We start from the raw sequence: 20862 nt of genomic DNA, 5'->3' as shown, positions 1-20862 counted from the left end.
GCGCCTCAAAACCGCGGGGCCAGGCGGATGAACACGTTCAGCCCGCCGCGTCCCTGCTCTTCGTCCACCGGCATGGCCGCGTACACGCCGAAGCGGCCGAACGTGATCCCCGCGCCGATGTCCACCGCCGCCACTTCCTCGGCCCGGGCGCTCCACCCGGCGCCCATGTCCGCGAACACCACCCAGCCCAGGTCGGCGCTGAAGCGGCTCATCCACTCCTCGCCCTTGCTGGCGTCCCCACGCTGCCCGCCCAGCCCCAGGTCCGTCCAGCTGATCCCCGACAACAGGTCGCCGCGCCACTCCACCTGGAAGAGCGCGAAGCTGTCGCAGCCGTACTGCGGATACCACGTCGCCTCGCCCCGGCGCACCGTGCCCGTCCGGGCGCGGCAGTCCAGCTCGTACAGGGCGAACCCGGGGAGCGAGCCCTCGCCTCCCAGGGCGTGCTGGCGCTGCGGGGGCACTCCTCCGCCGGTGAGCGAGGCGGCGCCGGCCACGCGCAGGTTCAGCCGCGACGTGGGGCTGATGCGATTGTAGCGGCGGATGTCGAGCATTCCCGCGGACCACCCGTCGGGATACGCCACCTCCGGCAGCTCCGCCCCGCCGGCGGCCGGCACGGCGGAGGGCCGCCGCAGCCGGCTCTTCAGCGCGTGCTCCACCTCGGCGCTCACGTGCCAGCCTGTGGACGGGTCCCATTGCTCGCTGCGCGTGTCGAGCCTCAGCGTCGCCCCGATCGCCTCCATGTGCCCGCGCGCCGCCAGCGGCTGGGGACGCCAGGGCTCCTGGTTGCGGTACAGCGTCCACGGGCTGCCCGCCGCGGCGGGGCGGTGGCGCTCGTGCCGGTACTCCACCGAGGCGGAGAGCGGCGAGGCCGCCGGTTCCCAGGTGGCGTAGGCGCTCCACCCCTGCCGCTCGTAGTGGTCGCGGTAGTCCTCGTGAAGGAAGAAGGTGGACAGGCTGTTCTCCACGTCGGTCAGGTGCCAGCCCTCGATGGGGTCGACCAGCGAGTACACCCGCCCGCCCACCCGTACCCCGCGGCGGCCGGCCACGAACTGCTCCAGCCGCGCGTCGAACCCCCAGCGCCCGGGTCCCACCTCGGCCCCCGTCTCGGTGCGGACGATGGCGAGCGCGCGCAGGCGGGTGGGATTGAGCCCGGCCGTCCGCAGCGACGGGCCGAAGCGGATGGGCAGCCCCTCGACACGGTTGTAGCTGCGCCCCGCGTCCACCACGAACGACGTGCTCCCGCTCTCCTCCTCGGGGTACGCGGCCAGGGCCTCGCCCGCGGCGGTGTCCGCCGGCACCTCCACCACGTCTACGTCCACCGGGCTCGCGGCCGGGGCGGCGGGGCCGCCGCCGCAGCCCGCGGGGTCCAGGTCGATGTACGTGCCCAGGCGGCAGTACGGCACGGCCGCGGGAAACGCCACCACCCTGCCGGCCACGTGCGCGTCCGGATCCACCCGCACCCGCCCGCCGACGACGATCACCTGGCCGCCGACGTGGGCGCCGGGGCGCAGCTCCAGCCCGCCGTTCACCACCACCACGTCGCCCGACACGCGGCCGGCCAGCGCCAGGTCGCCATCCACCACGGCCAGGCTGCCCGCCACGGAGTCGCCGGCGGCCAGCGCCGCGTCGCCGCTGCGGCGGTCGGTGCCGGGGGCGTTCAGGACGGCGGTGATCCGCCGGGCCACCTCGGGGGGCAGGGGAGCCCCCTCCTGCGCCCGGACGGGCGCGGCGGCCAGCGCCAGGGCGGCGATCAGCAGCGCGGGAATGCGCATCAGAAGTTCTCCAGGAGTGGATGGGCCGCGGCGTTCGGACGTCACCGGAGGATGTCCAGGCGGCGCATGCGGCGGTACAGGTTGGCGCGGTCGGTCTTCAGGCGGCGCGCCGCCTCGGCTACGCTCCCCTCGGCGGCGTCCAGCGCGCCGGACAGCAGCAGGCGCTCGTAGGCGTCCAGCCGATCGGGAAGCGGGCGTGGGTCGTCGTCGCGGTAGGCCGCCATCTCTCCCTCCACGGGCGCGGCGCCGGCCAGCACGGAGCGGATCTCCGCCGGCCCCACCTCGGTTCCCGCGAACAGGATGCTGATGCGCTCCAGGATGTTGGCCAGCTCACGCACGTTGCCCGGCCAGGGGTGGCGCGACAGCGCCTCCATGGCGCCCGGGGAAAGGCGCGGCGGCGTGAGCCCGTGGCGGCGGCGGTTGCGGGCCACGAAGTGCTCCACCAGCAGCGGCACGTCGCCCGGGCGCTCGCGCAGCGGCGGCAGGTGAAGCGGAATGACGTGAAGGCGAAAGAACAGGTCTTCGCGAAAGCGCCCCGCGGAGATCTCCGCGCGAAGGTCCTTGTTCGTCGCCGCCAGCACCCGCACGTCCACGGCGATGGGCTCGGTGCCGCCCACCCGCTCGATCTGCCCGGCTTCCAGCGCGCGCAGCAGCTTGGCCTGCGCCTCGGAGCTCAGGTCGCCGATCTCGTCCAGGAACAGCGTTCCGCCGCTGGCCAGTTCGAACCGGCCGCGCCGCCGGTCTACGGCGCCGGTGAACGCGCCGCGCTCGTGGCCGAACATCTCCGACTCCACCAGGTCCCTGGGGATGGCGGCGCAGTTCAGCTTCACCAGCGGCCCCGCGACGCGGCGCGAAAGGCGGTGGATGGCCGAGGCCGCCACTTCCTTGCCCGTTCCCGACTCGCCGGTGATCAGCACCCGCGCATCGGTGGGCGCCACCCGCTCGATCATCTGGCGCACGCGGTCCACCGCTGCGCTCTGCCCCACCATCTCCTCCCCGTCGCCCAGCTCGGCCCGCAGGGCGCGGTTCAGCTCGCGCGTCTTCCGCAGCTCCAGCGCCGAGCCCAGCGTAAGCAGCACCGCCTCGGGCGAGAGGGGCTTTTCGATGAAGTGAAAGGCGCCCAGCCGCGTGGCCTTCACCGCGTCGGCAAGGGACGCGCGGCCGCTCATCATCACCACCGGCAGGTCGGGCGCGGCCTCCTTGATCCGCGGAAGCACGTCGAGCCCCGAGTCGCCCTCGCCCATGTACAGGTCCATCAGCACGGCGTCGGGCTCCTCGCCCTGCACCTCGGCCACGGCGCCGCGGCCGGTGCCCGCCTCGCGGGTGCGGTAGCCCTCGGCGCGCAGAAGGCTGCCCAGCATCCGGCGGATGTTCGGCTCGTCGTCGACGATCAGGATGGTGGCGGCCATGCGCGTGGGAACCGGGAAGCGTTCGCGTGCACCGGGAAGCGGCGTTCTACGCCCTCCCCGCCACAAGGTTTCCTCAAGGACGTCTTACGGCCAGCCCCCGTCCATTTTCCGCCTGAGGGCGAACATGCCTGTTCGGCTGCTGGCGCAAACGACCCCGTAGACAAACGGACACTCGGCCATCATCTTCCGCCTGTCCAGATTTTGAGCCGCGGAAGATCCCCGGCTCGTACAACGGGAACCCGAGGAATCACGGTGAGCACCATCGAACCGGAATCGAACGACAGGTCGGCCCCGGCGGCTGACCGCCCGATCGCCCGTATGCGTGCCGGGCGGCGAAATGAAACGCCCGAGGAGGCAGCTGCAAGGGTACGGAGGGCCGTGGCCGCGCTGGAGCGCATCGCCCAGCGTGGGGGATTCCGCCACATCAAAGATCCTGGCGAGTGGCAGCGGGAAATCCGTGAGGACCGCCCACTACCCGGACGAGATTACTGATGGGCAAGGTGTCACCCACGACGGCAACGAAGGATCCGATGAGCCGCAAGCGCGACCACAAGTCGGGTGAAACTGTTGAGCAACACGCCGCGCGACTGAAGGATGCTGTGTCCGCTCTCGAGGAAATCGCCCAAGCTGGAGGGATCGCATCGATCCCCGATCCGGCAGCGTGGCAGCGTGAGATCCGGGATGAACGCACGCTGCCTGGACGGGAGGACTGATGCTGCTGGACACGAACATCATTATCTACGCGGCCAACCCGGAGTATTACGCTTTACGCGAACTGATCGAGAAGCAGAAGCCAGTGGTGTCCGTCGTCAGCTATGTCGAAGCCCTGGGTTTCGCCCGGATTGAAGCTCAGGAAAAAGCTGAGCTGAAGGCTTTTTTTCGAGAGTGGAAGATGCTTCGCCTAACGCGGCCGGTGATGAAGCAGGCCGTCCGCTTGCGCCAAACTCGGAAGATGCGGCTGGGCGACAGCATCATCGCAGCGACGGCGCTCGTCCATGGGCAGACGCTGGTGACGCGCAACGTCGCGGATTTTCGGTGGATTTCAGGGCTGGGACTCATGAATCCCGTCACCTGACGTACAGTCAAAGCGTCAGCGCCATCACGCCGAGGACGGCCAGCGTCGCGGTGGCCCACACGAGCACCACGCGCGCCGACCAGCGCCCGCGCAGACTGGGCGCCAGCAGCACCAGCGCGGCGGGCACTGCACCGATCAGCAGCGCACGCAGGGCGGTGCGGACGGCCAGGTCCAGCAGCCCGACTTTCATCAGGTCGCGCATCTCCGGCTGCGGAAGACCCGGAATGTCGGGCCGCACGAGCGAGCGAAGGTGCACCGTCTGCATCCAGAAGCTAAGCGCGAACGCCGCCGCGACGAGCACGACGACCTGCACGGCGAGCTTCCACCACGATATGCGAGGACGCTGTGTTGGAGATTCGGGACGGCTCACCGTCATTCGGCCCAGTCCTTCAGCGCCGCGCGCGGATCGTCGTCGCCGGCCAGCGGCAGCGCCACGCCGAACTCCGCGCCGCCCTCGGAACGATTGCGCGCCCAGACGCGGCCGCCGTGCGCCTGCACCGTCTGGCGAACGAGGGAGAGGCCGAGCCCCGTGCCGCGGGACTTGGTGGTGAAGTCCGGCTCCCACACGCGGTCGATGATGCCGGGCGCAATCCCGGGCCCGTCGTCCAGCACCCGCACCTCCACGTGGCTGTCGGCGGTGCGCACGTCCACGGTCACCCGCGTGCCCCGGCCGCCCTGCACCGCGTCCCCCGCGTTCAGCAGCAGGTTGGCGAAGGCGCGGGAGAGCGGGTCGTGGTGGCCCGTAATCGAGGTAAGGTCGCCCGGCGCGTCGAGGGTGCCCTGCACCTCGGCGGGCAGGTGCGTGCGCAGCAGGTATTCCAGCATCTCGCGCAGGTCCACCTCGCTGGGCGGCCCCTCGGGCATGCGGCCCAGCTGGGCGAAGGTGCGGGCCAGCTCTTCCAGCCGGGCAGACTCGGCGGCGAGCACCTCCAGCGCCTCGCGCGCGTCCTCGCGCTCCGGCGTGGCGCGCTGCAGCGTGCGCAGGGCGAAGCGCATGGGCGTCAGCGGGTTCTTCAGCTCGTGCGCCACCCGCCGCGCCACGCCCACCCAGGTGCGTGCGCGCTCCGCCTCCAGGTCGCGCTCGCGCGAGGATTCCAGCTCGGCGGCCATGCGGCGGAAGGCGTTGCGCAGAACGGCGAACTCGTCGGAGGTCGCGCGACCGCTGGGGGCGGGAAGGGGCTCGCGGCGCGCCACCATCGCCGCCCAGCCGGCCAGTTCGCCCACGGGCCGTGAGAGCCGCCTCCCAATGTCCCGCGACGCGCGCAGCGCCAGCGCCGCCAGCAGGGCGCCGATGATCACGCCGGCGATGGGGATGAGCGTCAGCGCGCGGTTGAGCACGAAGTCCCACCGGCGCGCGTTGGTGATGGACTGCTCCAGTTCCGCGCGGTGCAGGATGGCCGCGCGGGCCAGCGCCGTGTCGCCCGACGCCTCGGCGCGGGTCAGCAGCTCGCTGCCGCTGGCGCCTACGCGCTCCCACGCCCCCAGCGAGTCGGTCAGCTGCACCGTGCGCGACAGGGCGTACGTGCCCAGCCCCACCAGCGCCAGCGAGGGAAGCACGCTGAACAGCAGCAGGGCGCGTCTCAGCCGGCCTTCGAACGGCTTGCGCCGGGGCATGGAAGTCGGGGTACGGAGGCGCGGTTGACCGGGGGGCGCGGCCCGGCGAGCTTCACCGGGACTGGTGGAACGTACGCCCCGGCGCGGCGGGGGAGCAAGGAAGGGAGCGGGATGACGGGTGGACTGGAGGCGGAGCTGCGGGCGCGCTACGAGGTGCGCGAAGAGCGGTACGCGCACGGGGGATGGGAAGCGTCGCTGATCCTTCCCAGCGCCGCCGACGAGTTGATCGACGAGGGCGAGTTCGCCTTCGACGAGCGGCTGCCGTACTGGGCCGAGCTGTGGCCGTCCGCCCGGGGCCTAACGGCGCACCTGCTGGACGGGGGGCGGACGTACGCGGGCGTGCGCGTGCTGGAGCTGGGGTGCGGCGTCGCGCTGCCCTCGCTGGCCCTGCGCCACCTGGGCGCGGACGTGCTGGCGACGGACTGGTACGACGAGGCGCTGCGGTTCGCCCGCGCCAACGCCTCGCGCAACGGCCTGGCCCCGCTGCAAACCACCCTGCTGGACTGGCGCCACCCCCCGGAGGACGAGGGATACGGCCTGGTGGTCGCGGCCGACGTGCTGTACGAGCAGCGCAACGCGTCGCTGCTGGCGAACCTGCTTCCCCGCGTCACCGCGCCCGGCGGCACCGTGCTGGTTGCCGATCCCGGGCGGGTGTACGCGGGCGAGTTCCTGGGGATGATCCAGGACCGCGGGTGGCGCGCGGAGCAGGTGGACGAGCGCGTGGAGCCCTCCGCCCCCAATGCCCACAGCCGCGTGCGCATCTACCAGCTTATCCCACCGGCTCCGCCCCCCGCGTGATCGGAACGGGGCGCCTCGAGCACGGCGCGACGGGTGCGCCCGCCATCGTCCGGAGTGCTACCTATCGTCCTCTCGCCCGCGGGTCTCTGCTCGGCACCCGTTGACACGCACCGGGCTGGCCCCCTTCCCCCGCGCAGTTTGCGGGGGAAGGGTTGAGGATGGGGGGCGCCGCGGACGCGCTGAGCCCGGCTGATCCGCTCGAAGTTCTCCCCTCTCGCCACGTAGGTTGTGCGGGGAGGGGCCGGGGACACCGCCTCCCCTCGCCTGCGCCCCCGCCGTTGGCTATCCTGTGGCGCAGGGCCGTTCCAGCGACCGCGGAGAACCGAATGCGCGCACCGTTCCATTCCATCTACTCCCACGGGTTCGTCCGCGTGGCCGTCTGCGTCCCCGCCGTCCGCGTGGCCGACCCCGCGTTCAACGTCGGGCACACGCTGGAGCTGGCGTGGCGCGCGTCTGACGCGGGCGCGGCGGTGGCCCTTTTCCCCGAGCTGGGCATCTCGGCCTACAGCTGCGAAGACCTGTTTCAGCAGGACGCGCTGCTCGAGGCGGTGGACGACGCCATCCGCGAGCTGGTGATGGAGAGCATCGGGATGACGCCGGTGCTGGTCGTCGGCGCGCCGCTGCGCTTCCACGGGCGCATCTTCAACTGCGGTGTCGTCATCTACCGCGGGCAGGTCCTTGGCATCGCGCCCAAATCGTACCTGCCCAACTACCGGGAGTTCTACGAGCGCCGCTGGTTCAGCGCGGCCCGCGACGCCGACTTCGACCACGTGACGCTCGCGGGCAACTCGGTGCCCTTCGGCAACGACCTGGTGTTCGAGGCCGAGAACGTCGAGAACTTCGTGCTGAACGTGGAGGTGTGCGAAGACGTCTGGACGCCCATTCCGCCCAGCAGCTACGCCGCGCTCGCCGGCGCCACGGTGATCGCCAACCTGTCGGCCAGCAACATCACCGTAGGCAAGGCCGAGTACCGCCGCGACCTGTGCGCCACGCAGAGCGGCCGCTGCATCTGCGCGTACCTGTACTCCGCCGCCGGCCCGGGCGAATCCACCACCGACCTGGCGTGGGACGGGCACGCGCTGATCTACGAGCACAACGACCTGCTCCGCGAGTCGCAGCGCTTCGACGATGAGGAGCAGGTGATCATCGCCGACGTGGACCTGGACCGGCTGGCCCAGGAGCGGTCGCGGATGAACACCTTTCGCGAGGCCGCGGGCGACGCGGGCGAGCGGGTGTCGTCCATCCGCCGCGTCCCGTTCCACTTCCAGGTGCCGGAAGGCGAAATGCCGCTGCGGCGCGACGTCGGGCGCTTTCCGTACGTGCCCGACATCGCCGCCGAGCGCGACGCCCGCTGCTACGAGGCGTACAACATCCAGGTGCACGGGTTGATGAAGCGCCTGGCGGCCACGGGGATCCAGAAGATCGTCATCGGCGTGTCGGGCGGGCTCGACAGCACGCAGGCGCTGATCGTGGCGGCGCGGACGATGGACCGGCTGGGGCTGCCGCGCACCAACATCCTGGGCTACACCATGCCGGGGTTCGCCACCAGCGACTCCACGAAGGGGAACGCCCATGCGCTGATGAAGGGGTTGGGCATCACCGCGGCGGAGATCGACATCCGGCCCAGCTGCATGCAGATGCTGCGCGACATCGGCCACCCGTACGCCGAGGGCGAGCCGGTGTACGACGTGACGTTCGAGAACGTGCAGGCGGGCGAGCGCACCTCGCACCTGTTCCGGCTGGCCAACTTCAACGACGGGCTGGTGCTGGGCACGGGAGACCTGAGCGAGCTGGCGCTGGGCTGGGCCACCTACGGCGTGGGCGACCACATGTCGCACTACAACGTCAACGCGTCGGTGCCCAAGACCATGATCCAGTACCTGATCCGCTGGGTCATCGACACCGGGCAGTTCGACGCCGACACCAACCGGGTGCTGCAGTCCATCCTGGACACCGAGATCTCGCCCGAGCTGGTGCCCGCGGGCGAAGGCGAGCCGGGCGAGGGCCCCGCGCAGAGCACGCAGCAGAAGATCGGCCCGTACGAGCTGCAGGACTTCAACCTCTACTACATCACGCGCTACGGCTTCCGACCCAGCAAGGTGGCCTTCCTGGCGCACCACGCCTGGGGAGACCGCGCGCGCGGCCCGTGGCCGGAACTGCTGCCCGAGGAGCGCCGCAACCAGTACGACCTGGCCACCATCAAGCGGTGGATGGAGGTGTTCCTGTGGCGGTTCTTCAAGACCAGCCAGTTCAAGCGCTCGGCGATGCCCAACGGGCCCAAGGTGGGCTCCGGCGGCTCGCTCTCTCCCCGCGGCGACTGGCGCGCCCCCAGCGACTCCGAGGCCACCGTCTGGCTGGACGAGCTGCGGCGGAACGTGCCGTAATGGCCGTTGCGTTTATTTCGAATGGATGCTACTGTTGATCGATCGTTGCCCCGCCACTTAGAAGCGAAACGATAATGGCATCCGCGACCGAACTGCTCATGGAGCCGATCCGTCCGAGCGACGAGGACGTGCGCCTCGCGCAAAACAGCTCGTCGAAGCTGAGCCGGTTCAAGGGCGGGGGCGCGGGGGCGGTAACCGTCACCGTGGGGCAGGACCGGGATGCGGAGGAGGTTACGATTCCCGGGGTGGCTTTCCGGATGCTCGGGCTCATTCTGCACGAGCTCGCCCAGGGCCGCTCCATCGCCCTAAATCCTGTCGACCGGCTGGTTTCAACGCAGAAAGCGGCGGATGTGCTGAACGTCTCCAGGCCCTATCTCGTGAAGCTGTTGGAGTCCGGGAAGATTCCCTTCAGCAAGGCCGGAACGCACCGCCGCGTTCGCCTGGCCGATGTGCTGGAATACAAGGCCCGCATGGATGCGGAGGCAGACCGGGCATATGAGCAGCTCGTCGCGCAAGCGCAGGAACTCGGATTGGGATATACCTGACCGCAGCCCCGTCGTTGCGGTCTACGACGCGAACGTCCTCTACCCTGCCCCTATTCGCGACCTTCTGATCCGCTTGGCCCGCGCGGGACTCGTCGGTGCACGCTGGACGAAAACGATCCAGGACGAGTGGATCACGAACCTCCTGGAGAACCGTCCCGACCTTTCCCTCCAGCACCTGCTGCGAACGCGGGCAATGATGGAGGAGGTCGTTCCTGGAGCAGTGGTGGAAGGCTACGAGCGCCACATCCCCGCACTTCAGCTTCCCGACCCGGACGACCGCCACGTACTCGCCGCCGCGATCGAAACGAAGGCCGCGATCATCGTCACGGCGGACATCAAGGATTTCCCGATCTCGGTTGTTTCGCGCTACGGTGTCGAGGTCGAGCACCCGGATGCCTTCGTTCTCCGGTTGATGGCTGTCGATCCGGAGTTGGTGTACGCCGCGGCTCGGGCTCAGCGGACGAACCTGCGCAGGCCGGCCCTTTCCGTCGAGAAGTACCTCGCGAATCTCCGGAAAGTGCGCCTGCGCCGGACCGCCGATGCCCTCGAGGCTGTCGCACACCTGCTCTGAGACCCAACCCGGCACGGTTCTGGCCCGCGGCTGCGTCCGCGTTCGCGGGGCGGGAACCCGGATTGGAGAGTGGGGGAATCCAGGTCCGGTCCCACCTTCAGGTGATCTGATCCCATCCGCCCGTGCCGGGCGTCCCACCCGGCATGGCTCGTCCGCCCCACCCATCCGCCGACCCGGTACATGAGCCAGCACGCCGCACCGGCCGGCCGCCGCTCGCCACGCGTTGCCGTGCTGCTCTCCATCGTCGGAGCGCCGCTGGGCCACATGTATGCCGGCCGTGCACGCCGTGGAATCCTGCTTCACGTCGCGATGACGCTGACCGCGCTGGCCGCGCTCGCGGCGAGCATGGAGGTGCAGTCGCGGGCGCCAAGAATCGGGTTCCTGCTGGTGATCCCGCTCGCGTGGGTCGTCGTTCTCGCGGATGCGTGGCGCACCGCAGGGCGCGCTCGGGCGGATGCCCCGCGCAGGAGGTATCAGCGGTGGTGGGTGTATGTGGTGGTCTGGATCGGGCTCGCCTTCGTGGTTCAGCCCGCGGTTTACGGCGCCGCGACCAGCCGCTGGCGCGCGTTCAAGCTGGGCAGCCGCAACATGATGCCCACGCTGCTGCCGGGCGATTACGTGATGGCGCGCCAGAACGTCGCCGTTCCGCGCGGCGCGCTCGCCACACGTGCCGATTCCACCGGCGCGATGTACATGTCGCGCATCGCCGCGGTCGCGGGAGACGTGGTGCAGATGCGCCGCGGAGACCTGCTGGTGAACGGGCGCGTCGTCATCCGTTCACCCCCGTTCTCCCCCGCCGACGACATACAGATGCCGGAGTTCGCCTGGCAGAGCGCCCACCTGGCGGGCGTGGACACCGCCGGATACCGGCCCACGATGTTCACGTGGGGTCCGCTGAAGGTGCCGGCGGGCCACGTGTTCGTGCTGGGCGACAACCTGCCCGGCAGCTTCGACAGCCGGCACTTCGGGTTCGTGCGCGAGCGGCTCATCACCGGGCGGGTGGAATGGATCTATCTGTCCCGTGACCCGGCGACCGGAGAGATCCGGTGGCCGCGGATCGGGCGGGGAGTGGAATAGGCGCGCGAAATCTCACGATGCGGGTCTGGCGCGGCGGGCGCGCGGGCGCTACGCTACTCACACCTTCCGCGGTACGCTTCCCGACCCATCCCGATCCCGGAGACCCAACGATGCAGTATCCGCTTCAGCTCTCGTTCAAGCTGCTTGCCCTCGCGCCGCAAATCTACGTGCGCGACGCCAGCGGGCAGGTGCGGATGTACGTCAAGCAGAAGCTGATGAAGCTGAAGGAGCAGGTCACCGTCTTCGCGGACGAGAGCCAGACCCAGCCGCTGTACTACATCGCGGCCAACAAGGTGATCGACTGGTCCGCGCAGTACAACTTCAGCACGCCGGACGGCACGCAGATCGGGGCGGTGCGCCGCAAGGGAATGCGCTCGCTGTGGCGCGCGCACTACGAGATCGTCCGCGACGGCCACGTCGTCTTCAACCTCCGCGAAGAGAACCCCCTGGCCAAGGTGGGCGACGCGCTGTTCGGGCAGATCCCGGTGCTGGGCATGCTCGCGGGCTACGTCTTCCATCCCAAGTACCTGGTGACTCGCCCCGACGGCACTCCGGCGGTGCGCGCCACCAAGCAGTCGGCGTTGTGGGAGGGCAAGTACGCGGTGGACCGGCTGACCGAGCTGACGCCCGAGGAGGAGGGCCTGTCGGTCCTCAGCCTGCTGATGCTGCTCCTCCTGGAACGCCGCCGCGGCTGATCCGTTCCCGGCGGTTGCAAGGCCCCGGCTCGCCTCGCGCGCGCCGGGGCCTTTCGCGTTGTGGCGCGGGCAACCATCCGCGTGGACCCGGGGTCCCATCGGGGTGTACGACGCGATGAAATCAACTCGTTGCCGCAAGGAAAGATGCGCATCCGCACCCTGTTCGCCGCCCTGCTCCCGCTGCCGCTCATCGCCGCGGTGGCCCCCCGCTCCGAGCCGGTGACGCTTTCCGGCTACTACACGGTCAAGTGGGAAGAGCAGTCGCTGCGCGTGTGCGGCGAGCGCGGGCCATGGTGGGTATCCAACGCCGGCCCGGTGTTGCAGCCGTACCGCGACCTGGTGGAGGGCGAGTACGGCACCATCTACGTCACCGTGCGCGCCGACGTGACGGGGCCGGGAATGTTCGGCCACATGGGCATGTACCGGCGCGCCGTGGCCATCCGCGAGGTGGTGGAAGCCCGGGCCGCCACCCGCGACGACTGCCGCGCGAGGAACGAGGCGGACTGACGCACGGCTTTAATCGATCGCGCGGACCCGCAGGCCGGCCGGGAGCTCTCCCCGCCGGCCTCGCTGCGTCCGCCAGTCGCGCAATCGAAGGCAGCGGAGTATTATCCGCCCGCTCCCCGGAGCGACTTTCGTCCTGATCGATCTACGCCGTACCTGCACGAGTTGATGAATAGAGACCCGTCCAACCTGGGCCCCGATCCGTACGATCCGGCCGTCCGCCGCAGGAACGTCCGCACGCTGCTGATCGTTGCCGCCGTGCTGATCGGAGCCGGCTTCATTCCCGCCACGCTCAAGCGCTTTCAGCAGCCGGAAGAGCGCTTCGAGGTGTACCAGGAAGCGACCGACGCCAAGGCCGTGGAGCGGGGGCTGCTCCCGCGCTTCGTGCCCGCGAGCGCGACGGAGATCCACACCCGCCACAACCGCGACACCGACCAGCGGTTCGTGCGCTTCACCTATGCGGACAGCGCGGCATTGAAGGCGCTCACCACGGGGATGCGCCAGCTGCCGCAGGCCGAGGTGGAGCGGGTGCTGGTTCCCACGCCGGGGTGGAGCCGCTGGTGGCCCATCACCTCGCGCACGCTTTCCGGCAGCCAGGGCGAGCGCCTGCTGGTGTGGGAGATCGCCTCCGGCCCGGACCGGGGCTACCTGGCCGCCGATCCGCGGACGAACCACGCGTTTTTCTGGAGCCGCTGACCGGAGCCCGACGACCATGGCCGTGAGCGCCGACTACCGTGAGTACGTGCTGGAGCAGATGGGCCGTGTGGCGCCGGTCAGCGGCCGGGCCATGTTCGGCGGGGTGGGCATCTACTCCGACGGGTTTTTCTTTGCGCTGATGGACGACGGCGCGGTGTACCTGAAGGTCGACGATACCAACCGCGCGATGTTCGTGGACGCCGGCATGAGTCAGTTCGATCCGTTTGGCGACGGCCAGCAGGTGATGAAGTACTACGAGCTTCCCGCCGACCTGCTGGAATCTCCCGACCTGCTGCGCCCGTGGATGGACGCGGCCCTCGACGTTGCACGCCGCGCCCGCAAGGGCAAGAAAAAGAAGTAGCCGCCTCCCATGCGCAGTCTCATTGCCGTTGTCGCCCTCCTGGCCGCCGCGCCCGCCGCGGCGCAGGGCGGCTACCGCGCCCAGCCCGATACCGTCTTCGTCGAGAGCCTCAACCCATACCGGATGTGGGTCGTCCGCGGCGGCGACACGCTGGGCAATCCCGTGCGGGCGCTGGCGGTGGAACGGCAGGTGTGGCGCGACTCGGGCGATTCGCTGGAGGTGCAGGTCGTCAGCCACACGCTGGGCCCCTCGGCGCTGGTGACGTCCGAGACGATAGGAATGAGCAGGCGCGGTAACGTCACCTCGGTGGATGGCCAGGCCGACAAGGTGCGGGGCCGCTACGACTTCGTCCTGCGGCTTCCGCCGGGACTCACCCTGGCCGAGGGCACCGCCTGGTCGGATACCAACCACAACGCCCTGCCGGTGGAGGGCGGCGACTACAGCATCCGCATCGTCCGCGACCTGCGCGTGGAACGGGTGGTGGACTCGCTGGGTTCGCGTGTGGCCGTGGTGCGCGGCACGGGAACCATGGGCTACCGCGACGTCTTCCCGTCGGAGCCCGGCCGTTTCTGGTGGCTGGACGTGACCGGCCCCGTGCGCGAAACCTTCGTGTTCGACGTGCGGAACGGGCGGGAGGTGGGGCGCGAGTGGTGGATGGACCTGCGCGGTACGGCTGGCTTTCCCGGCGCAGGCGGCGCGGTGGACACCGTCCCGGCCGGCCTCTTCTCCGCCGACACGTCGCGGATGATCTCCGCGGAGCGCGCGCGTCTCCTGACCCGCGCCCTGCCCGCCGGTGATACCACGCGCACGTACGGCGAGAACGGCACTGTGCTGCTTCACGCCGTACGCCGCACCGGTGACACCATGGAATCGGGCGCCCTGGCCAGGGATGGCACACTGACCACGGTGCGGTCCGACTCGCGCGGCGGCGTGCCCATCCGCTTCGAACTTCTGCGCACCGCGGGCCACCAGGAGCCCTGGCGGCGAACGCTGGCCGTGGAAGCTGGGCACATCCGCGTAACGGGGAGTCGCGACACCGTCCTGGCGATCCCGGCAGGCGCGTGGACGATCGCGGGCGAGGGGATGCAGGAGCACCTGGCCGCGGCACTGGCCCACGCCACGCCGGGCGCCGACGTCGAGCTGGCCGTCCTCGATCCGTTCACGCTCGGGTGGGAGCGCGTCCGCGCGCGGGTGGTACCCTTCGAAGACGTTCTGCTCGGAGTGTCGACCGCCAAGCAGGGGAACGCCGAACGGCTCGTGGTGATGCTGATTGCCAAGGACGGCGACCTGCTCTACGCCCAGGGCGCCACGGGCGACGTAGAGGACTTCACGCGCGCCCCCGCCGAGGGATCGCCCACCCTCAAGCGCGTCGGGCGGCTGGTCGATGCGCTGGAATCGCGCACGCCACGCTGAACGGCTCAGTCCGCTCCTGCGGGTGTATCATGGCTCGCCGAGGGGAGCCGGGGACGGGAACGAGAGAGAAACCATGGCCGAGAAGATCCAGAAGACCGATGCCGAGTGGCGGGCGCAGCTGACGCCCGAGCAGTACGAGGTGGCGCGGCTGAAGGGTACCGAGCGCGCCTTTACCGGGGCGTACTGGGATACGAAGGACGAGGGCGTGTACCGCTGCATTTGCTGCAACGAGGAGCTGTTCCGCAGCGACGAGAAGTTCGATTCCGGCTGCGGATGGCCCAGCTTTACCGCCCCGGCCTCGCCCCAGGTGGTGGGCGAGCACGTGGACGACTCGTTCTTCACGCGGCGCACTGAGGTGGTGTGCAACCGGTGCGGAGCACACCTGGGCCACGTCTTTCACGACGGCCCCGCGCCCACCCGGCTGCGCTACTGCATCAACTCGGCGTCCCTCTCGCTGGAGCCGAAACAGGGTGGAAATCCCTGATTTCGGTCGGGAAAGCCCGCTTGTGACGGAAAAAGGCACATTGCCTCTTGTCCCATCGCGGTCCACGCTGTAACCTGTGCAGCGAAAGCGGCCAGATTGGCTGGCCGGGATTTCACACCCAGAGGACGGGACGGTGACGGGTGCCGCCGCGTAAAGATACCGCGTCCGTGGAGACGCTTCGGGAAGCCGCGCGTACCTTCGTGGATGCCACGTCGCTGCGCCAGGCGGCGCGCGACATCGGCATGAGCCCCACGGGCCTGCGTGGGTTCCTGGATGGAGCCGATCCGTACGTGAAGACGGAACGCAAGCTTCGCGCGTGGTATCTGCGCGATGCCCAACGCAACGTCCAGGCAGTTTCGCCAGAAGCCGCGAACAACGCGCTGAAGCTGCTGGTGGGGCACTTTGCCCCCGAGCAGGGCCGCGGCGCGGTGCTCGACGTGCTGCAGGTGGTGGAGGGGCGCTGCGTCTCGACGCAGACACCCATCCCCGCCTGGATTCCGGCGCTCCGCACGCAGTACTCCGAGTAGCACCATCTCTCGGCGTCGTACGGGGGGACCATTCCACTGTGAAGGGTCCCCCGTTCGCCATTCCTGAAACCCGCGCTCCCCGGGCTCATTCCGCCTTGCGGTGCGGCCCTGGGCGCCGGCGCTCGCGGGCGGCCTCGCGGGCCTGGTGCAGCGCGTGGTTGAACGCCGCGCCCGCCGTGGCGAATGCCCCCGCCCGGCGCAGGGCTGTGCTGTCCACCCCCAGCGAGGTGGTGATGGCCCGGCGAAGCGATCGCTCGCTGGCGTAGCCGCTGGCGTACGCCGCGCTGTACACGGTGCGGCCGGGGTCGTCCAGGAGCATGCACGCCAGCAGCAGGCGAATCCACGCCTGCGTGTGCCGCGGCGCGGGCAGCCCCGCACGAAGGCAGTGCGCGGTGAGCGTGCGCGCGCTCACGCCCAGCCGCTGCGCCAGCTCCGGAGCCTGCCCTCCCTCCACCGCCACTTCCGCCGCCGCCCGCAGCAGTCCGCGCGCGTCGGACCCCACGTAGCCGTTCAGCACCGCCTCCAGCCTGCGCTTGAACGGCCGCGCGTGCGCCTGCCACAGCACGTGCCGCAGCACGCCCGGCGTGCGGAACGGCCCCAGCGGCGCCACCTCCGACACCCCCCAGTCCAGCAGCATCTGCACGTCGCCCGATACTTCCGGGCGCAGGTCCATCACCGCCAGCACCGGCACCGACGGAAACCGCTTCAGCAGGTCGCGCACGAGCGGCAGGCGCGCTCCGCTGGGCTCGCCTGCGTACGGATCCACCACCACGATGCTCGAGGGCGACGCCCTGCGCAGCGTGTCGTCCAGCTCGTCCCACCCGGGCTCAACGACGTCGTAGCGCGCTGGCACGTTCGTGAACAGGCTTCGCAGGGAAGGCTCCATCACCATCAGCAGCAACCGCTTACGAGAGTTGCTGCGCACATCTGGCGTTACAGGGGCGGTCATCTGCGCATGGTGTCTTGTTGACTAGTGGTCAAAGTGGACGACAGAATAGCCCGCACGTGCCTCACTCACCCACCCAGTTCAGGAGCTTCACCCATGAAGTCCATGCGTCTCGTGGCCGCCGCCGCGTTCCTGGTGCTCGCCGCCTGCTCGTCGTCCGCCACCGAGCCCACCGCCACCCGCGCCGACCGCCCCAGCTTTAACGGCATCAACACAATGGGCTCTGGCGGTTACTCGGAGGATAACGGCGGCGGCATGATGGGGTCGGGGAACGACGTACAGAGCACGGGTACCGCGCCAGCGGACACGATCGGTCGAGGCGGCAACACCTTGGGCTCTGGAAACTGAACCAATGATGCGGGCCGGGATTACCGGCCCGCAGTCAAACGGCTGTCATCACCGCGGCGCTTCGAAGGCCATCCAGGAAGCTGGCCGTGACCGGATCCTTGTCCGGCCGATTGAGGCGGCTTGCAGCGCGCGCCTGTGGCTGCATCCGCCGTCGTACAAGGGAAAGGGCGGATTCCGCGTCCACCATCACGTCACGCTCACCCGATTGCCCGGCGAATTCAATCGCCTGGGACAGGGCCCGTTCAGCGATGGTCCACTCCTGAAGCGCTGATGCCCCGAGACCGATCTCCAGCATGGCTGGCGCTGCTCTCGATTGTACGGATGAACAGACCGCGAGAGCGGACGCCGCGTTCCAGGCGTCGCCGAAAGTCCCCGCATCTCCGCATTCCGCAGCCGCCCGGGCGAGTGAGGCATAGACGCGCACCTGCTCTTCCGGGAGATCACCGAAGAACACCGGCAGCTTCATGAGCACGGCTAGCGCCCGTGAGTACTCACCTCGCCTAAGCCAGAGGACCATTACATCGTGCACCAGTGCGGGAAGGCGATGGTGCGCACTTTCGCGATAGATCTCAAATGCTGCCGTGGAGAGTTTCTCCGCCTCCGCCAGATCGCCACTCCACAGCGTGACGGAGAAAAGATCGTGAAGGACTTCGCCTTCCCTCTCCCTCAGCCGGCTTTTGCGCGAGATTCGCAACGCATCACGTAATGCGCGTGTTGCTCGAGGGTAGTTGCCGAATTCATAGAAGAGGTTTCCCAAGCTGTTCAGCCCTAGCACCTGGGCTTCCCAGTCCCCCGTTGCGCCGGCCACGCGCACACATCGCTGAATCCACTGCTCTGCCTCTCGCAGGCGGCCGCGCGTTCTCAGGAGCCGCCCGACCGTCCACGCGTAGCGCGGGTGCTCGGGCCAGGCGAGTGCGGCGGCCTCGGCAAAGGCCAGCGCCGTGGACCACGCCTCGCGCGTGAGCGCCCAGTCGGTGACGCATAGGCACGCGCGCGCGATGGGCTCCGGCGTGGGATCGCCGGCCAGCTCACCCACCAGCACGGCCAGGGGATAGCGCAGCTCCGGCTCCCACGAGGCGACCAGCAGCTCGCACTCCCACGCGCGCATGGCCTCGGCGTCGAAGAGGGCGGGGCGCGCTTCGGGCGTTTCGGCGGCCCACATCAGCACGCCGCGCAACGTCTGCCACACCGCAAGCGACACTTCGGCGCCCAGCTCGCGCACGATCTCCGCGCCCGCCACCTCGCCGCCGGGAATGCTCAGCGGGCCCGTGAACTCGGAGGTGCGCGGGTGCCCGCCGGGGCGGGCGGCGTTTGGCTTCATCGGGCGCTCCTGGCTGCGTGCTGGCGAACGTGGACGGCGGGGCCGCGCCGCGGCGCCCGCGCATCATCTTTCCCGGCCCATTTTAAGCCTGACCCGAACCGCCGTCTACAAGCGTACAGGACCGCCCCCCATGTGCCACCGACCGCACAAACTCGGGACTTGTGCAGATCAAGTGGACGAAGTAGACTAATGCTGGTTCGTCTACTTTGTCCACCAAAAGCACGGGGGAAAGAACGATGTCCGTCCGGCCGCAGCCGTCCATCGACCGGCTACGCAATGCGATTGTCCTGCGGGTGCAGGCCACCTCGCTGCGCGCGGTGGCGCGGCAGGTGGGAATGAGCCCCAGCGGGCTCGACAAGTTCCTGTCCGGCGGCACGCCGTACACCAAGAGCCGGCGCAAGCTCTTCGACTGGCTTCACCGCGAGCGCCACAACCTGCATTCAGACCTCACGGCCGACGGCATGGCGGCGGCGCTGGGCGCCCTGGTGCGCGACCTTGCTCCCGACCAGCGCGAGGGGGCGCTGCACACGCTGCTGGGCACCCTGCGCGACGTCTACGGCGCGCAGCCTGACACCGCGCCGCCCTGGCTGGCGCAGCTTGCCAGCATGGCCGCGGACGGCACCGCCTTCCACGAAGACGACGTGCCCCGCGCGCGCCCCTTGCTGGAGGACGACGACGGCGGGCACGCTGCCGCGGCGGGAGCGGCCTGAGGCCAGGAAAGCACGAAAAGCAGCCGGAGACCGCGCCAGACCGCGGTCCCGGCTGCGCCGCATTCTCCCATCCACCATGCACGTCCGCGGCGGGGGAGACAGATGCGGAGATCGTCTGTTTTGCGCGTGAGCGGCGGCAAAGTGGCGGGCCTAACCCGTTGCCGCCACAGCTGGTACGGGTTTTTGCGCAGGGCTTCCGGAATGTGAGGTTCGTGCGTAGCTTGGGTCCAGTTCCCACACTGGACCACGAACCCTCAGTCGGCCACCGCGGCGCGATGAGCGAACCGAATCCGGGTCCGGGCTGGCCGGAACTCCGCCAGCTCTGGGCCGACATCCTCCATCGCCGCGCGACGGGATGGCCTCCGGGCCGTGCGCTGGAGTATCTCGTGATCTGGGCTTTCGAGCTGGACGGAGCCGTCGTCAGGAAGCCGTTCAACGTACGGCTGGGGGGCAGCCCGATCGAGCAGCTGGACGGCGCTGTCTATGCCGTGGGTTTGCACTGCCTGGTGGAGTGCAAGGACAGGCGAGAGCCGCTGGGCGCAGACGCGGTCGCCAAGCTGCGGAACCAGCTGCTGAGGCGGCCTGCCGGAACCGTGGGGCTGATGTTCAGTCCAGGCGGGTATCACGAATCGGCGAAGGTGCTCGTCCGCTACTCGGCACACCAGCCAATCCTGCTGTGGCACAAGGAGGAGATCGATGCGGTGCTGCAACGCGAGAATCCCTGTGCCCTGCTGCAGCTGAAATATCGAAAGTGTGTCGAGGAGGGGAAGCCGGAGTCCAACGTGATCAAGGTGAGCTCATGAAAGTGCTGATCGCGGTATACAAGCCGTCGGGGGCCCCGATCATTCGGCGGGTGCTGGGCCTCTACTCGCCTGACGAGGTATGCGTGTATGGCGTTCAGGAGCGCTCGTCCGTGCCGTCTGCGGAAGACGTGGGGGTCAGCGAGCACAACGCCCGCGTGATCTGCGTGGTGGATGCCGACTGCAACAACGCCAACATCGCCCACGGCATTCAGTCAGATCTCTGGTTCCTGATCTCGTTTCCGCCGTTCGTCACCATGCACATGGTGATTCCCGAACTGACGGCGGTTCTGTTCCACAGCCCCGAGCACCTGGCGGAGATCCTGGGCGTAGCGGTGACGCAGGAAGACCTGATCCGGTCAGAGTACGTTCCTGGCGAGATTCTCGGAGCGCTGATCGAGCGTAGCCCGCGCGTGCACGGCATCGATGAACTGGTCGAGCAGATCGGTACCGAGTACGCCAGCCGAATGCGCGAGCACCCGCTGATGCGCGAAATCGCCTGCTCTCTGGAGCGCGCCCTCGCCGCGCCGCCCGTGCAGGAGGTGATGGACTCCCTCACCGAAGCGGCACTTCTTCCCACGTGACCGCGTCGCCCACGCGGATCTCGCCGTCGTCCAGCACCTCGGCGAAGGCGCCGCCGCCCCAGTCCGGGCGCATGGCGTCCTGAAGCCCGGGAAGCACCTCGTCCATCCGCTCGCACGGCTTCGTTTCGCCCGCGATCCGTACACGGGGCCGGCAGGGCATCGCCCTTCGCGTGTAGCCTTGGGCACCAAGCGCAATCCCGCTCGTCTACTGCGTCTCGGACGCGCTTA

The 20862-nt window shown here is 69.6% G+C and carries 25 protein-coding genes; 18 read left to right on the top strand and 7 right to left on the bottom strand.

Features of this window, described 5'->3' with window-relative positions; translation table 11 throughout:
• Positions 1-5: 5 nt before the first annotated feature.
• On the bottom strand, positions 6-1772 hold the full coding sequence (locus tag VF632_RS00310) for a hypothetical protein (protein WP_331020836.1): 1767 nt from the start codon (positions 1770-1772) through the stop codon (positions 6-8).
• Positions 1773-1813: 41 nt separating this feature from the next.
• Complete coding sequence (locus tag VF632_RS00305) at positions 1814-3181, bottom strand: sigma-54 dependent transcriptional regulator (protein ID WP_331020835.1); 1368 nt, start codon at positions 3179-3181, stop codon at positions 1814-1816.
• A gap of 530 nt (positions 3182-3711) precedes the next feature.
• Here VF632_RS00305 and VF632_RS00300 point away from each other — a divergent pair.
• Together VF632_RS00300 and VF632_RS00295 are read left to right on the top strand one after the other, a co-directional pair.
• Positions 3712-3894 (top strand): hypothetical protein, encoded by a 183-nt coding sequence (locus tag VF632_RS00300; protein WP_331020834.1) that lies wholly within the window; start codon positions 3712-3714, stop codon positions 3892-3894.
• Positions 3894-4256, top strand: a complete 363-nt coding sequence (locus tag VF632_RS00295) for a type II toxin-antitoxin system VapC family toxin (RefSeq protein ID WP_331020833.1) — start codon at positions 3894-3896, stop codon at positions 4254-4256. Before VF632_RS00300 ends, VF632_RS00295 begins: the two co-directional genes overlap by 1 nt.
• 7 nt (positions 4257-4263) lie before the next feature.
• Here the strand turns inward: VF632_RS00295 and VF632_RS00290 are convergent, their stop codons facing one another.
• Both VF632_RS00290 and VF632_RS00285 read right to left on the bottom strand, forming a co-directional pair.
• Positions 4264-4632, bottom strand: coding sequence for a hypothetical protein (locus tag VF632_RS00290; RefSeq protein ID WP_331020832.1), 369 nt, complete (start codon positions 4630-4632; stop codon positions 4264-4266).
• Positions 4629-5870: a HAMP domain-containing sensor histidine kinase gene (locus VF632_RS00285; RefSeq protein ID WP_331020831.1), complete on the bottom strand. Its 1242-nt coding sequence runs from the start codon at positions 5868-5870 to the stop codon at positions 4629-4631. The genes VF632_RS00290 and VF632_RS00285 overlap by 4 nt, the downstream gene beginning before the upstream one ends.
• 111 nt (positions 5871-5981) lie before the next feature.
• Between VF632_RS00285 and VF632_RS00280 the strand changes: the two genes are divergently transcribed.
• The 12 genes from VF632_RS00280 to VF632_RS00225 all read left to right on the top strand — a co-directional run bounded on the left by VF632_RS00280 (position 5982) and on the right by VF632_RS00225 (position 15925).
• A complete protein-coding gene (locus VF632_RS00280; protein WP_331020830.1) occupies positions 5982-6668 on the top strand; it encodes a class I SAM-dependent methyltransferase in 687 nt (228 codons plus the stop codon).
• 326 nt (positions 6669-6994) lie between these two features.
• Entirely contained in the window at positions 6995-9052 is a 2058-nt protein-coding gene (locus VF632_RS00275; protein ID WP_331020829.1) for an NAD(+) synthase, read from the top strand.
• A gap of 74 nt (positions 9053-9126) precedes the next feature.
• Positions 9127-9597, top strand: a complete 471-nt coding sequence (locus VF632_RS00270; protein WP_331020828.1) for a helix-turn-helix domain-containing protein — start codon at positions 9127-9129, stop codon at positions 9595-9597.
• Complete coding sequence (locus tag VF632_RS00265) at positions 9548-10168, top strand: PIN domain-containing protein (RefSeq protein WP_331020827.1); 621 nt, start codon at positions 9548-9550, stop codon at positions 10166-10168. The genes VF632_RS00270 and VF632_RS00265 overlap by 50 nt, the downstream gene beginning before the upstream one ends.
• Before the next feature lie 180 nt (positions 10169-10348).
• On the top strand, positions 10349-11245 hold the full coding sequence (gene lepB / locus VF632_RS00260; RefSeq protein WP_331020826.1) for a signal peptidase I: 897 nt from the start codon (positions 10349-10351) through the stop codon (positions 11243-11245).
• A gap of 110 nt (positions 11246-11355) precedes the next feature.
• On the top strand, positions 11356-11940 hold the full coding sequence (locus VF632_RS00255; protein ID WP_331020825.1) for a hypothetical protein: 585 nt from the start codon (positions 11356-11358) through the stop codon (positions 11938-11940).
• 144 nt (positions 11941-12084) lie between these two features.
• Complete coding sequence (locus VF632_RS00250) at positions 12085-12447, top strand: hypothetical protein (protein ID WP_331020824.1); 363 nt, start codon at positions 12085-12087, stop codon at positions 12445-12447.
• A 165-nt stretch (positions 12448-12612) separates the two neighbouring features.
• On the top strand, positions 12613-13140 hold the full coding sequence (locus tag VF632_RS00245) for a hypothetical protein (protein ID WP_331020823.1): 528 nt from the start codon (positions 12613-12615) through the stop codon (positions 13138-13140).
• 16 nt (positions 13141-13156) lie between these two features.
• Complete coding sequence (locus VF632_RS00240; RefSeq protein WP_331020822.1) at positions 13157-13501, top strand: TfoX/Sxy family protein; 345 nt, start codon at positions 13157-13159, stop codon at positions 13499-13501.
• 9 nt (positions 13502-13510) lie between these two features.
• Positions 13511-14914 carry a hypothetical protein gene (locus VF632_RS00235; protein ID WP_331020821.1) on the top strand — a complete coding sequence of 468 codons (1404 nt, stop codon included), beginning with the start codon at positions 13511-13513 and terminating at the stop codon, positions 14912-14914.
• Between the two features lie 73 nt (positions 14915-14987).
• A complete protein-coding gene (gene msrB / locus VF632_RS00230; protein WP_331020820.1) occupies positions 14988-15398 on the top strand; it encodes a peptide-methionine (R)-S-oxide reductase MsrB in 411 nt (136 codons plus the stop codon).
• 167 nt (positions 15399-15565) lie between these two features.
• A complete protein-coding gene (locus tag VF632_RS00225) occupies positions 15566-15925 on the top strand; it encodes a hypothetical protein (protein WP_331020819.1) in 360 nt (119 codons plus the stop codon).
• Positions 15926-16010: 85 nt separating this feature from the next.
• On the opposite strand, the gene VF632_RS00220 is transcribed toward VF632_RS00225, so the two are convergent.
• A complete protein-coding gene (locus VF632_RS00220) occupies positions 16011-16874 on the bottom strand; it encodes a helix-turn-helix domain-containing protein (protein WP_331020818.1) in 864 nt (287 codons plus the stop codon).
• 93 nt (positions 16875-16967) lie between these two features.
• On the opposite strand from VF632_RS00220, the gene VF632_RS00215 reads away from it, so the two are divergent.
• Positions 16968-17219 (top strand): hypothetical protein, encoded by a 252-nt coding sequence (locus VF632_RS00215; protein WP_331020817.1) that lies wholly within the window; start codon positions 16968-16970, stop codon positions 17217-17219.
• A gap of 34 nt (positions 17220-17253) precedes the next feature.
• Here the strand turns inward: VF632_RS00215 and VF632_RS00210 are convergent, their stop codons facing one another.
• A complete protein-coding gene (locus VF632_RS00210) occupies positions 17254-18540 on the bottom strand; it encodes a tetratricopeptide repeat protein (protein WP_331020816.1) in 1287 nt (428 codons plus the stop codon).
• 236 nt (positions 18541-18776) lie between these two features.
• Here VF632_RS00210 and VF632_RS00205 point away from each other — a divergent pair, with 236 nt between their 5' ends.
• The 3 genes from VF632_RS00205 (at position 18777) to VF632_RS00195 (ending at position 20634) form a co-directional block, all read left to right on the top strand.
• Positions 18777-19250 (top strand): hypothetical protein, encoded by a 474-nt coding sequence (locus VF632_RS00205; protein ID WP_331020815.1) that lies wholly within the window; start codon positions 18777-18779, stop codon positions 19248-19250.
• A gap of 275 nt (positions 19251-19525) precedes the next feature.
• Entirely contained in the window at positions 19526-20053 is a 528-nt protein-coding gene (locus VF632_RS00200) for a restriction endonuclease (RefSeq protein ID WP_331020814.1), read from the top strand.
• Positions 20050-20634, top strand: a complete 585-nt coding sequence (locus VF632_RS00195; RefSeq protein WP_331020813.1) for a hypothetical protein — start codon at positions 20050-20052, stop codon at positions 20632-20634. The genes VF632_RS00200 and VF632_RS00195 overlap by 4 nt, the downstream gene beginning before the upstream one ends.
• Here VF632_RS00195 and VF632_RS00190 read toward each other — a convergent pair.
• On the bottom strand, positions 20606-20794 hold the full coding sequence (locus VF632_RS00190; RefSeq protein WP_331020812.1) for a hypothetical protein: 189 nt from the start codon (positions 20792-20794) through the stop codon (positions 20606-20608). The genes VF632_RS00195 and VF632_RS00190 overlap by 29 nt on opposite strands.
• Positions 20795-20862: the final 68 nt, after the last annotated feature.

Source organism: Longimicrobium sp. (genome assembly GCF_036388275.1).
GTDB lineage: Bacteria > Gemmatimonadota > Gemmatimonadetes > Longimicrobiales > Longimicrobiaceae > Longimicrobium.
The sequence above is the reverse complement of the archived record's forward strand: the minus strand, read 5'-3'. Positions and strand labels throughout refer to the sequence as shown.